Annotated in this window: 9 protein-coding genes; all 9 read left to right on the forward strand. The window is 61.0% G+C overall.

Annotation, left to right across the window (positions count from 1 at the left end):
* Positions 1–5: 5 nt before the first annotated feature.
* Positions 6–725, forward strand: coding sequence for a DUF2848 domain-containing protein (locus tag RZE77_RS29530; RefSeq protein WP_125966590.1), 720 nt, complete (start codon positions 6–8; stop codon positions 723–725).
* 14 nt (positions 726–739) lie between these two features.
* Positions 740–2068, forward strand: coding sequence for an amidase (locus RZE77_RS29535; protein ID WP_319443437.1), 1329 nt, complete (start codon positions 740–742; stop codon positions 2066–2068).
* A 291-nt stretch (positions 2069–2359) separates the two neighbouring features.
* Complete coding sequence (locus tag RZE77_RS29540) at positions 2360–2524, forward strand: RHS repeat domain-containing protein (RefSeq protein ID WP_124961689.1); 165 nt, start codon at positions 2360–2362, stop codon at positions 2522–2524.
* A 97-nt stretch (positions 2525–2621) separates the two neighbouring features.
* Positions 2622–8840, forward strand: a complete 6219-nt coding sequence (locus RZE77_RS29545; RefSeq protein ID WP_319443255.1) for an RHS repeat-associated core domain-containing protein — start codon at positions 2622–2624, stop codon at positions 8838–8840.
* Between the two features lie 5 nt (positions 8841–8845).
* Positions 8846–9283 carry a hypothetical protein gene (locus tag RZE77_RS29550; protein ID WP_319443256.1) on the forward strand — a complete coding sequence of 146 codons (438 nt, stop codon included), beginning with the start codon at positions 8846–8848 and terminating at the stop codon, positions 9281–9283.
* A 255-nt stretch (positions 9284–9538) separates the two neighbouring features.
* Positions 9539–9829: a hypothetical protein gene (locus tag RZE77_RS29555; RefSeq protein WP_319443257.1), complete on the forward strand. Its 291-nt coding sequence runs from the start codon at positions 9539–9541 to the stop codon at positions 9827–9829.
* 406 nt (positions 9830–10235) lie between these two features.
* Complete coding sequence (locus RZE77_RS29560; protein WP_319443258.1) at positions 10236–10652, forward strand: hypothetical protein; 417 nt, start codon at positions 10236–10238, stop codon at positions 10650–10652.
* A gap of 83 nt (positions 10653–10735) precedes the next feature.
* A complete protein-coding gene (locus RZE77_RS29565; protein WP_319443259.1) occupies positions 10736–11110 on the forward strand; it encodes a DUF6984 family protein in 375 nt (124 codons plus the stop codon).
* Between the two features lie 47 nt (positions 11111–11157).
* Positions 11158–13320 (forward strand): serine protease, encoded by a 2163-nt coding sequence (locus RZE77_RS29570; protein WP_319443260.1) that lies wholly within the window; start codon positions 11158–11160, stop codon positions 13318–13320.
* Positions 13321–13323 lie beyond the last annotated feature (3 nt).

Consider the following 13323-nt stretch of genomic DNA (forward strand, 5'->3'; position numbering starts at 1 on the left):
CTTTCATGTCATTGACCCTTTCCTTCGCCTGCGAAAGCGTGGCGGCCGACGGCACGCGCTCGTCGCAACTGCTCGCGGTGCCGCCGCGCCAACTCGTGATTGCCGGCTGGACCGGCCGCGACGCCGCGGCCATTGCCCACCACATCGAAGAGCTCGAAGCCATCGGCGTGCCGCGGCCGTCGAGCGTGCCGCTGTACTACCGCGTGAGCGCCGGGCTGCTCACGCAATCCGCCGCCATCGAGGCGCTCGGCGCGCAGAGCTCCGGCGAAGCCGAGCCGATGCTCTTCTGCGCCGCCGGCGAGTGGTGGCTCACCGTGGCCTCCGACCACACCGACCGCCGCGTCGAGACCTACTCGGTCGCGGTGTCCAAGCAGATGTGCGCCAAGCCGGTCGCAACCACCGCCTGGCGCTGGCGCGACGTGGCGCCCTACCAGGACGAGCTGCAGCTGCGCTCGCGCATCCTGGAGGAGGGCCGGTGGATCGACTACCAGCAGGGCACCTTCGCCTCGATCCGCCCGCTGGCGGCGCTGCGCGACGGCATCTACCAGGCCGAGGGCGGCGACGAAGGCCGCTTCATGACCTGCGGCACGCTCGGCGCCATTCCCAACGGCAAGGGCGAGGGCATCCGCCCGGCCACCGAGATGGAGCTCGAGATCCACGACCCGCGCCTGAAGCGCAGCATCGTGCACCGCTACGCCGTGCAGGCGCTCGAGGTGGTCGCGTGACGGCCGCCGCCGGCATGGACATCGCCACGCTGCGCGGGCGCATCGCGCGCGGCGAGGTGTCGCACGAGGCCGTGGTGGCGCGGGCGCTCGAAGACTCCGAGCTGCCTTCAGCGCAGCACGTCTTCACGAAGCGCTACGCGCAAGCGGCGCTGGCCGCCGCGCGCCATGCCGATGCGGCGCAGCGCGCCGGCGTCGTTCTGCCCATGCTGGCCGGACTGCCCGTCACGGTGAAGGACCTCTACGACGTGGCCGGCGAAACCACCATGGCCGGCTCGGTCGTGTGCGAGGGCGAACCCGCGGCGGCCGCAGACGCCGTGGCCGTGGCCCGCCTGCGCAGCACCGGCGCGGCCATCATCGGCAAGACCAACATGACCGAGTTCGCCTTTTCCGGCGTCGGCATCAACCCGCACCACGGCACGCCGCGCAATCCCGCGGATACCGCCGTCGCGCGCATTCCCGGCGGTTCGTCGTCGGGCGCCGCGGTATCGGTGGCGCTGGGCCTCGCCGTGGCGGGCCTGGGCTCCGACACCGGTGGCTCCATCCGCATTCCCGCGGCGCTGTGCGGCCTCGTCGGCTTCAAGAGCACCCAGGCCCGGGTGCCGCGCACCGGTGCCTTCGAGCTCGCGCGTTCGCTCGATACCGTCTGCGCCATGACGCGCAGCGTGGCCGATTGCCTCGTCGTCGATGCCGCCATTGCCGGCACGCCGCTCGCGGTGCGCCGGCGTCCATTGCAAGGCCTGCGCCTGGCCGTGCCACGCACGCTGATGTTCGACGGCATCGAGCCGGCCGTGGCGCAGGCCTTCGACCGCGCGGTGAGCGCGCTGTCGAAGGCGGGCGCCATCGTGGTCGATGTCACGCTGGCGGAACTGGCCGAGATCGCCGGGATCAATGCGCCGGGCGGCTTCTCGCCCGTCGAGGCATCGGCCGTGCATCGCGCGCGCATCGATGCGCAGCGCGAGCGCTTCGACCCGCGGGTCGCGGCCCGCGTGGATCTTGGCATGTCGGTCGGCGCCGCCGACTACATCCTCATGCAGGACCACCGCCGCGAATGGATCGGCCGCGTCGAAGCCGCGCTCGAAGGCTTCGACGCCTTGCTCTGCCCCACCGTGCCGATCGTCGCACCGGCCATCGACGCGCTTGCGGCCGATGCCGAATTCTTCAAGGCCAACGGCCTGCTGCTGCGCAATACCTTCGCCATCAACTTCCTCGATGGCTGCGCCTTCAGCCTGCCGTGCCATCGCGCGGGTGAACTGCCGGTGGGGCTGATGCTCTCTTCGGTTTGTGGAGACGATGCGCGGTTGGCGGCTGTTGCGCTGGCGGTGGAGGAGACGTTGCGCACCTGATCCAGCGGATGAATTCTTTTATCTATCAGGGTTTTTATTTCTTCTTTTTCAGTTCTCAATCCCTCCAGTTCTCATTAGAGTTGCGGACAAGAAACGGCATGTAAGTCGTTCGCAAAAGTGTCAAATATTTGCAACTTTGCTCACAATCGTCACTACATCGTTTCCGGTGTTGGTTGACATCTGAGCGGGGAGGGAACCATGAACAAATTGAACGTTGGATGGGTGCGTTCTCGCGCGCCTGCCTGGAACAGGGCCGGGCTTTTCGCTAGAGGGGCATGCGTTGGCCTTCTCATGCTGGGTGGCCTCGCAGCCCATGCGGGCTCCGTGAGCTACAGCTACGACGCGCTCGGCCGCCTGGCCACCGTCATCTACAACAACGGCACCGCCACCACCACGATCAGCTACAGCTACGACGCTGCTGGCAATCGAACGTCGGTGGCAACCACCTCGCCCTAACTCCTCGCGGTATCCATCTGCTCGACCGCCCGTGCGCTCCATGCGCTGCGGGCGGCGATGGTGGTCGCGCGCGCCAAACAAACGCTCAGGAAGAAACATGCACAAGACAACATGGCTGCTGGTGAAAGGCATTTGCATCGGAACGCTGGCCGCAAGCGGCTGGGTCCATGCGCAAATTCAGAACGGCGGAGCCCGCAAGGTCGCTGAGCCCGCGACAACCGCCGAGGGTGTTGCATTGGGCGTGCCAATTGCATTGCCCGGCAGTGCGGCAACCTCCACCGGCCTGGCAACCAGAGCCGCTCCCGTGGCGGGCAGCCCGGTCACATTCGCCAGCGGCAAGCCCGCCATCAATTACCGGCCCGAAGACCTGCATGGCGCCAACGACCCCATCCAGCGCGAGACCAGTCCTTCTGCCAGCGCTGCGCGCAGCACCGCTGCACCCGGCCGCGAATTCGCCCCCGCGCCCGGCACCCTGAGAGCCAACTTGCCGCCTGTGAGCGCGCAAGAGTGGAAGCGCGTCACCGGCAGCAGAACATGGCCGGTCAACCTCAATCAAGGGGTTTCCACCTCCGGCACGAGCACCACCACTTCAAAGACCCTCAGCACATCGAGCGGCGATGTCTCGGCGATGCGCATCAGTGGAGACGCCAACGCACTCGGCCCCGCATCCATCGCCGAGCTTGCAAGGTCGCTGCGCAACAACCCCGACCTGATCTACCAGTACGTGCGCAACAACATCGAGTACTACCCCAACTTCGGCGTGCAGAAGGGCGCGCTGGGTGCGGTGCTCGACAACCAGGGCACGGCACACGACCAGGCAATGCTCATGGTCCAGCTGCTGCGCGCCTCGGGCTACACCGCCAACTACGTGCTCGGCGTCGCCAAGATCACCGGTGCGCAAATGACCGAATGGTGGGGTGTCAATACATCGAGCGTGTGCGGCGTGCTCGGCCTGCTCGGCCAGACGCAAACCCCGATCTACGAGATCAACGCCACCAGCGGCGGCAGCTGCCCGGGCCTGTCGGCCGCCATGACCGATGTCTCGTTCGATCATGTCTGGGTCAAGGTCAATATCGGAGGCACCGACTACGTCTTCGACCCCAGCTACAAGCCGCATACCTTCAAGACCGGCATCGACCTGGCCAGCGCCAGCACCACCGGCTACAACGCGGCAACCTACCTCAGCTCCGCCCAGAGCGGCGCAACCATCACCGCCGACTACGTGCAGAACATCAATCGCACGAACATCCGCAACAACCTGACCACCTACGCCAACAACCTGGCCAACTACCTGCGCGCCAACAAGCCGGCCGCAACGCTCGACGACGTCATCGGCGGCAAGACCATCGTGCCGTTCTACAACGCCTTGCGGCAAACGGCGCTGCCCTACCAGAATACGGCCTGGTCCTCGCAGGTGGTGGCCGAGCTTCCGAACACCTTGAAACCCACGGTGCGCCTCCAGTACCTGGGTATCGACCAGACCTACACCTCCGACGCCATCTACGGCAAGCGGCTGACCCTGACCTACAACGCGTCGAACCAGCCCGTGCTCAAGCTCGACGGCGTGGCCGTTGGCAGCCCCGGCACCGCGGCCACGCCCGGCAGCTCGACCACCATCAACTTCACGGTCACGCACAACGCCTACGCCGCCGCCTTCGCCAACCACAGCTTCAGCCAGCAACTGAAGGCCGGTGGCACCAACACCTACCTGGTCGCCAACGGCTGGGGCCCCACGGGGCGCGGCCTTGCGGAGAACTACAGAAGAGTGCAGGGCGACCTGCGAGCCTCGGGCGCGGCGGATGCCTCCGAGCCCCTGCTGGGATCGACCCTGGGCGTGATCGGCGCGCAGTGGATCGCGCAGAACACCCATGCCGGCTACGTTACCGAACGCCTGGCGGACACCACCCTGGTGCAGCAGCACCAAGTGGGCATCGTGGGCTATGTGACCAATGCCTATGTCGATCTGCCGAGCAACGTGCTGTCGGTGGCCAGCCTCGCAGGCAACGGCGACAAGGAAAGCGCGGCGTTCACCACGTGGGCCATGCACCTGAGCATTCTGGAATCGACTGCGGTGCAGCAGACCACGGGGGTTTCGGCCGTTTCCACGGTGAAGCTGATGGACATTGCGTCGGCAGCGGGCCAGCGCATCTACAACGCCACGTCGGCCAACTATGCGAGTGCCGTGCAGCCCAATCTGGTGGGATGCAGCGCGCACCTGGGCAACTTCAACAGCTACCTGGCATCGGGCCTGCGACTGATTCTCCCGGCCCGCTGCGACAACGGGGAGGGCAGCTGGCACGGCGCGGGGTATTTCACCGTGGGCTCCGGGCTTTACCTCGGGTCGATCATCAGTGACGGGTTGTCGGGTGGTCTTTCGACGCAGAACCAGACGGCGCCGCAAGTCAATGTTTTCTCCGGAAATGCCCAGATCTTTTCGCCTGGGCTGCGACCGGACTCGGGCTTCCATCTCAACGACCCCATTGACATGGTGTCGGGCAGTTTTCTCTACGAACACGAAGACATCAGCGTAGGTGTCGGCGATTCCCCCCAAAGCTTGGCGTTTCAGCGGCTGTACAGCTCCAGCTTCCGCAATCAAGCCGGCTCGATGGGCAAGGGATGGACGCACAACTTCATTGCCACGGCTCTGTCCAATTCGGATGGTTTTCAATCGATGGGCGAAGACTCTGCCCTCGATGCCGTCGGAACTCTTGTCGAGCAGAAGGCATCTTTCGACCTGTTGATGGACAGCACGCGTCCCGTCGCGAAGATGGTGATCGGGGCATTGGGGCAGCGCTGGTTCGGCGACCAGTTGATCGACAACACCGTGATCGTGACCCAGGGCCTCAATGGCGAGGTCTTCGTCAAGTTGCCCGATGGTTCTTACAACGCGCCTCCCGGGAAATCAGCAAAGCTGACCAAGAACGCCGATGGCACCTACAGCTACCAGACGCTCAACAAGGCGGTGCTCAAGTTCAATGCCGCCGGCAAGGCCGAGAGCTTTACCGATGCAAGCGGCCTGCAGGTCAAGTACGCCTACACAGGCACCGATCTCACGAGCGTGACCAACAGCCTCGGGCGCACGCTGACCTTCACGAACACCAGCGGCAAGATCACCCAGGTGGGCGACGGCACCCGCACGGTCAAGTTCGTCTACGACGCCAGTTCGAACCTCACCACCTTCACCGACACGCTGAACCAGAACACCACCTATCAATATGGGGTGCTGCCTGGACAGATGACCAAGCTCTTCTATCCGAGCTTCCCGACGGTGGCAGCCGCGACCAATGTCTACGACACCCTCGGAAGGGTCAAGACGCAGACCAATGCGCGCGGAAAACTTTACGACTACTACTTTGCCGGCTCCCGCACCGAAGAGATCGGTCCGGGCGGCGTGACCAAGACCAGCTACATCGATGGATCGGGCAACATCATCCAGTCGAGAACGCCGACCGGCTACTACACGGTCAACACCTATGACGGCCATTCACGGCTGCTGACCAAGATGCTGCCCGAGGGCAACTACACGCAGTACGCCTACGACGACGCAACCTGCGCCAGCGCAGACAAGCGCTGCACCCACAATGTCAAGACCATCACCAGCGTCGGCAAGCCCGGCTCGGGCCTGGCGAACCGGGTCCAGAGCTTCACCTACGAAAGCGCCTTCAACAAGGTGGCCACGGCCACCGATGCGCGCGGCAAGGTCACCAGCTACACCTACACCGCGCAAGGGCTGCCGCTGACGGTCACGTCTCCGGTGGACGCCGCCGGCGTGGCACCGCAGAGCAGCTACACCTACGTGGCCTACACGCCCAGCGGCTTTCCCACCTTCTACCTGCCCGCAACGCAGACGGTGAAGACCACCGCCACCAACTCGGTCGTCACGGCCACCACCTACAACACCGCCAACAAGTACGTGCCCGCCACCAGCGTGGCCGACTCCGGCACCGGCAAGCTCAACCTCACGTCGACCTTCACCTACGACGCGACCGGCAATCTGACGGTGGCCAATGGCCCGCGCACCGATGTCACGGACACCGTCACCACCGCCTACGACAGCGCGCGGCGCGCCATCCAGGTCACCGATGCCGCCGGCAAACTGACCAAGACCACCTACGACAAGGACGGCCGCCCGACCATCGCCGCGGCGCAGCTAGGCACCCAGTGGCTGGTCAGCTGCAGCCGCTACAGCGAGACAGGCAAGGTCACGCGCGCCTGGGGACCGGCCCTGACCGCGGCGGCCACCACCTGCCCGACGGAGGCCGCACCGGTGCCCATCACCGACACCGCCTACGACGACCTGGATCGCGCCTTCCGTACGACCCAGTTCGTGCCGGCCGCCGACGGTGGCAACCGCGTCACCGAAACCGTCTACAACGCCGACGACACCGTGCAGATCGTCAAGAAGGCCGTGGGCACCACGCTGGCGCAGAACTACGTCACCTATACCTACACGCCCAACGGCAGCGTCGACACCAGCAAGGACGCCAAGAACAACCTGACCGTCTACCTGTACGACGGCTTCGACCGGCTGGGCCGCACGCACTATCCGCTGCCGGCTACGCCCAACCTGGCCAACGCGAACGACTACGAAGAGAACACCTACGACCCCAACGGCAACGTCACGGCCCTGCGCAAGCGCAGCGCCCAGACCATCACCCAGACCTGGGACAACCTCAACCGCCTGACGGCGCGCACCTACCCGGTGGCGGCCGACAACCTGACCTTCGGCTACGACCTGCGCGGCCTGCGCACGGCCGCGCAGTACGCCAACGGCAGCCACACCATCACCTATGCGTGGGACAACGCCGGGCGCCAGCTGAGCACCACGGCCGGCGGCAAGACCGTGGCCTACCAGTACGACCCGGCCGGCAACCGCACGCGCACGACCTGGCCGGGCACCTTCTATGTCGCCACCAGCTACGACGCGCTGAACCGTCCCAGCGCCCTCACGGAGAACGGCAGCGTCAGCCTGGCCAGCTATGCCTACGACGACCTGAGCCGGCGCACCACCGTCACGCTGGGCAACGGCACCACGGTGCAGCGCACCTACGACAACCAGGGCGCCATGGCCACGCTGAAGAACTTCCTGGCCTCCACGGCGCAGGAGGTGCAGTACACCTACGTGCGCAACCAGATCCGCGAACTCAAGAGCGTGACCTGGAGCAACAACATCTACCAGTGGGCCGGTGCCGCACCTGGCACGCAGAGCTACACGGCCAATGGCCTGAACCAGTACACCGCGGCCGCGGGCGCCACCCTGGGCTACGACACCAACGGCAACCTCATGGGGGACGGTACCTGGACCTACACCTACGATGCCGACAACCGCCTGAAGACCGCCAACAAGACGGGCACGGCCGCGACGCTGGGCTATGACCCCGAAGGCCGCCTGCGCACGACAACGATCAACGGCACGACCCTGGGCCTGTTGTACGACGGTGCCAATCTGATAACGGAATACGACGCAGCGGGAACCACGGTGCTGCGCCGGTACGTGCATGGCCCGGGCACGGACGAGCCGATCGTCTGGTACGAAGGGGCGGGCACCACGGCCAAGAACTGGCTGTATGCGGACCACCTGGGCAGCATCGTCGCCACGGCGAACAGTGCGGGGGCGAGCACGGCCACCTACACCTACGGGCCCTTTGGCGAGCCCAATGTGACCACGGGCATCCGGTTCAGGTACACGGGCCAGCAGCTCATTGGCGAACTGGGTCTGTACTACTACAAGGCGCGCTTCTACTCACCGAAACTGGGAAGGTTCCTGCAGACGGATCCGATTGGGTACAAGGACGATCAGAACCTGTATGCGTATGTCGCCAATAACCCGGCTAACAAAACTGACCCTACTGGCAAGGCCGCTGTGGGTGGCAGTGTTGCGGGATACCGAGCGGATCAAATACGAGCTGTTAATCAAATCGCAGCACAAGTTGGACCTCTGATGAACTCTCCCTTTATTCGATCCATCTGCGGTGAATGCTCTACTGAGAGTTTTAATCAAGTTACCTACACGGTGCCCTTGGTCAATCGCCCCACAACTGACTATGCAAACTACAATTCAAGCAACAACACTGCAACTTTCAATCAAGGTTTTTTTGCTTTACCCCGCCCTTCTCAAGCAGGTGTTGTGGCACATGAGTACTACCATTCAACGCCATCAAATATTGCATTGCAAACAAATGCAACTCCCGCCGAAGTCGAAGGCGTGAATTCTGGGCGAATTATTCCAGAGAACGCTTCTTGGGAGTCACCCGCATATGCCTTTAATCGCGCATTTGTCCCCTTCTTTGCTAACTTGATGTATGGAGGACGCTGAGGAAAATGAAAAAAATCAATGCCATTTTTTTCTGCGTTATGTGCTTCATGGGAGGAGGGCTTTCCCTTTCTTCTTTTGCAAACACACAAGGAAACTTAACAAGAGAAGTGTTGAGTGTCCAAGAAAATAAAAAATTATCCACCGAAGCAATTGAGACCTTAGAGAAGATGGTGAAATTTTCTCGAGAAAAATGCACCCCTCCCTATCATGACTATGTGGTTATATATATATCTGGCATTTACGAAAGAGCAAATAAATCGGAGAAAAATTCAGCTCGTCGTCGCGCATTGAGGGTGAAAAGATTTGTCGAAAGCGAATATAAAACAAACTATAGCTTAGAAATTTCCATCCAGTCAATAAACTCTTCCGAAATAAGACTTGGGGGAATGGCGGATGTTCTTCAGGAGACCTCGAATGCAGTTTATGTGGCGATTTCTTGCTGAAATTGAAATGAAAATTTAAAGTTAATGAATTTTATTCTTCGAGAAGACAATGAAAAAATTCATTCTATAAAGAAGCGTAAATTCAGTCTTCTTGAAATCTTTGTTTTCTCTTTTTCCCCGCTTGCTCGGCGATATCAATAAATCCGAAGCCACCACAGCCAAGGCCCAGATCGCAACGCCTGAGATGGGGGCGGGAATGGGCGGCTTTTTTCGATTAGATCAGTTGCCAAAGTAATAACCGTATGACCCGGATACATGGAGTTAGAAGGTGGAGCCTTGTCCAATATTACTTTGGTACTTCCGCTACAAAATGAAAGCTCAAATTCGCTCAAGGTATATCTTGAGCCAATGCCTGAGTATTTCATTTTGAAGCCTGGGCAGAAGGTGGAAATTTATGCCATCTTCGACGAGCAAACAAAAAATACAAACTTTACCATCGCGCCGAATGATGATTTTCTGACCGTTTATATGCCGGGAGAAATTTCTGGCTACGTAGATAGTTTTGTGATGTGCAATGGAATTCGCTTGATCCCAGACGGAAATTAATCATCGCCCGCTCGTGACACACGAATAATTTATTAGATACGATTTCGGAGAATTTACTCAATGAGCCGCGGACGCGATTGTTGGAATCGAAGATAGAAGGCAACAATTAATGCCGAACTCGAAAGTATTTTCTCTCAAATTCGTCCAGCCCAATAGGAGCGCAAGGTGATGGAATGGACTCAACTCTCTTACCCCTGATTAGCAGGCGATTACTTTATTCAAAAGGGGCCACAACTTTAGCCCAGAGTTGAAGACTGCGGATCACCATTTGCCGCAACCGGACACGCTTCCATTAACTTTCATCGTGCACTACGGGCAGTTCAGCACTCCTTTTAGAGGGAAAAGCCCTGCCAATTGCCATAAATACTTCGTGTGGAGACATCCTTCGATTCTTCGGAGTCTCTGAATGATCAAACCAATTAGCGCCATCTCATGGCCTCCAGAGCGCGGCAATGCTGTGAACGAGCTTCAGCGCTACATGCTTGCCGTTGTCGATCAACTTGGAATTGAATTTGAAACATCGACCGATTCACCTGTCGCTCTTGTTAACCAAATCATTGATGGATCTGCTACTGAGTCAGAGCGGCAAACCGCTTTGGCTGATTGGTGGGGATTGATTGATGAGAAAGGGATTCGAGACTTAAGTAGCAGAGATCTACTCATCGCCCGGCTTGCAGTCAGCTTGTTGTCCCCAACTGCGGTTGATTCGCACAACCTTGGTGAGCAGCTTTCGTGGTTTTTGGAGGTTCTGGGCTTCCTTGGCCTCGACGTTGATAAGGCTATTGACGTGATGCAAGTTCATTTTGATTTCATTGCCAACTAGTTGCAACAAAAGGAGCAGCCAATCCCGGACATATTCCGCGCCCAACAACCATAAGATTGCTTGGGCAAACGCCAGGACTCAGAATGATTGACTGTCTATATGAAATGTCAAAATCGCGCTTGAAGCAAGAGGAGCGATATTTAATAAAGCAATATGCGGAACTGCTTCCCCTTGCAGCGCAAGAGCTGATTTTGGCGGATCTTCAAGTTGCGCAGATCAAAGAGTGTGCCTCGAATAGATCATGGATCATTTTTTCAATACCAGGGTATGAGCGGCCAATCTATCAAGGGCAACACACCGTCGAGGTAGAAGGGAAGCTGCTAGACAAAGACGGCGCAGAGGTCTCAGCTATTCTTTACGTGGATGAAAACAACCGTTTGTACGAATTGGAGTTCGTCCGATGGGATGCAAATGAGCTGATCGATCTACAGTGGAGCACATTGGAGATATTCCACTGAAATAGGGTCATTGACCCAACACCAAAGAGAATGAGGGAGTCAATTCAGTGCAGCGTTATTTTTTACGAAAAGCTTCAGCACGTCGGCCGGCGGCGCATCAACTGGCCATCTGCGTGCTAGGCGCAACAAGCTGCGGCCTCCTGGCGCCCGCATCCGCGCAGGAGAAGACGCCTCGTCTTGAAGATCTGGTCCGCAGCGAAGTCGTCGTTGTGACCGGACCGTCCGTATTCGCCGGCGTGGTCACCGCGCCGGGCAAGGTCGCAACCCTTTGCCATCGCCTGGCAGGTGCTGCTTCCTACGAGGTGCAGGCCATCGATGGGCCTCGTTATCCGGCACGCCTCGTCGCATCGGACCAGGACCGCGACGTGTGCATCCTGCAAGCCGACAACTTGCCCGCGCGCGCCGCGGACATTGCCAACGCACAAAGCTCCGACCAGACGAGGGTGGCGCGCGTGCTGATCAACAAGGATGGCCATTACCGCTTCGGTGACCTGCAAGTCGCCTACCAGGGAAGGGTCGTGGATGGGATCTACCTCGAACTCAAGCCCCCGATCCTCTCGAGCGAATCGTTCGTCGTACGCGACGGGGCCGGTGTCTACGATTGGAAGGGCCGCCTGGTCGGCATGGCTTCGGTGGACACGTCGGGGCCGTCGTCGCTGACCATGGCGCTGCCGGTGGAGTGGATCGCGCATGTCGACTCAAGAATGCCCCCGCCCGAACTGCCGCTGACGGCCGCCGCCTGGATGAACCAGGCGCGCGCGCTCGAAGCCCGCGGCAACAGGGATGGCCTCTTGCGGAACAACCTGCGCTGGACCGAAGACCGTCCGCAAAGTGCCTGGGCCTGGAACAACCTGGGCAACGCATACATGTTCAGCAGGGAAGCGGACAAGCTCCCCCGGGGCATGGCGGCGTATCAGCGCGCGGTGGAGCTCGATCCACGGCTGGCAGTGGCATGGAGCAACCTCGGCAATGCCTATGCGGAAACCCGCGACGTCCCGCGTGCGATCGATGCCTACCGCACTGCCACCCGCATCGATCCCGCCTACAGCCTCGCATGGAAGAACCTGGCCAATCTGTACATCAAGACGGACCAGCGTTCAGAGGCCATCTCCACGCTGAAGCTGGCCGCCAGCGCCGGCAAGGGGCAAAGCCGGGCACAGGCGCTCAATGACCTTGCACTGATGCAGACCGATCCGCGCGAGGCCGCGGAAACGCTTCGCCAGGCAGTGGCCGAAACGCCCGGCGATCCGCTCCTCTGGAACAGCCTGGGTGCCACGTGGCAGAAGGCCGGCGATCTGGACAAGGCGATCCGGGCCTATGAAGTGGCCGTGCAGGCGGGCCCGCGCTTTCTTGCTCCGTGGGTCAATCTGGGCAACGCCTATGCGCACGCGAAGCAGCCGGCGCCGGCTCTGCAGGCGTTCCGCATGGCAACGGCCATCGACCCCAAGTATGGATTGGCGTGGAAGTGGCAAGGCGTTCTGCTTGCCGGGCATGAACGGGACTACAAGCGCGCCATCGCCGCATTCATCGAGGCGTCGAAGAATGGCGAAAACGGCGCGGACCTTTGGAGCGAGCTCGGTGCGTCCTACCAGCAGGACGGGCAGCTGGACAAGGCGCAAGAGGCCTACGGCAAGGCCGTCGAACGCGAGCCGAAAGCAGCGCTTCACCGCGCGCGCCTGAGTTGGCTCTATCTCGCACAAAGGCGATTGGCCGATGCCTCGCAAGCTGCGGAGGAGGCGGTCAGGCTGGGTCCGCTCGAAGCCATACCCTGGGATACCTTGGGCTCCGTGAGGACTCACCAGGGCCAGTGGCCGCAGGCTGTTGCGGCGCACCGAAGGGCGACCGAGCTCGATCCCAGGATGGCCAGCGCGTGGATCAACCTGGGGACCGCCCTGAACGAAACCGGGCAGTTCGCAGAAGCCAAGGAAGCCTCGATGCAGGCCTTGCGCCTTGAGCCGGGCAACCGCGCGGCACAGACCACGCTCGGCGTGTCCTATATCCGCAGCAAAGAGTTTGCCCCCGCAGTGGACCTGTTCGAGAAGCTGAACCGCGAGAACCCCAACGATGCGCTGGTCCTGGCCAACCTGACGTCGGTCTATCGGCGCACCGGAAAAACGGAGGAAGCACTGAACGCGCACACCCGCTTGCAAAAGCTGGACATCGGCCTCGCTCAACGCGTCTATGACCAGGAACTCAAGGCGCAGCCATGACAA

The sequence above is a fragment of the Variovorax sp. SPNA7 genome (assembly GCF_033807855.1).
Taxonomy (GTDB): Bacteria; Pseudomonadota; Gammaproteobacteria; order Burkholderiales; family Burkholderiaceae_C; genus Variovorax; species Variovorax beijingensis.

Excerpts from the sequence above, each read along its gene's own strand:
- RZE77_RS29530 (WP_125966590.1), top strand. The coding sequence starts at position 6 with ATGTCATTGACCCTTTCCTTCGCCTGCGAAAGCGTGGCGGCCGACGGC.
- RZE77_RS29535 (WP_319443437.1), top strand. The coding sequence starts at position 740 with ATGGACATCGCCACGCTGCGCGGGCGCATCGCGCGCGGCGAGGTGTCG.
- RZE77_RS29540 (WP_124961689.1), top strand. The coding sequence starts at position 2,360 with ATGCTGGGTGGCCTCGCAGCCCATGCGGGCTCCGTGAGCTACAGCTAC.
- RZE77_RS29545 (WP_319443255.1), top strand. The coding sequence starts at position 2,622 with ATGCACAAGACAACATGGCTGCTGGTGAAAGGCATTTGCATCGGAACG.
- RZE77_RS29550 (WP_319443256.1), top strand. The coding sequence starts at position 8,846 with ATGAAAAAAATCAATGCCATTTTTTTCTGCGTTATGTGCTTCATGGGA.
- RZE77_RS29555 (WP_319443257.1), top strand. The coding sequence starts at position 9,539 with ATGGAGTTAGAAGGTGGAGCCTTGTCCAATATTACTTTGGTACTTCCG.
- RZE77_RS29560 (WP_319443258.1), top strand. The coding sequence starts at position 10,236 with ATGATCAAACCAATTAGCGCCATCTCATGGCCTCCAGAGCGCGGCAAT.
- RZE77_RS29565 (WP_319443259.1), top strand. The coding sequence starts at position 10,736 with ATGATTGACTGTCTATATGAAATGTCAAAATCGCGCTTGAAGCAAGAG.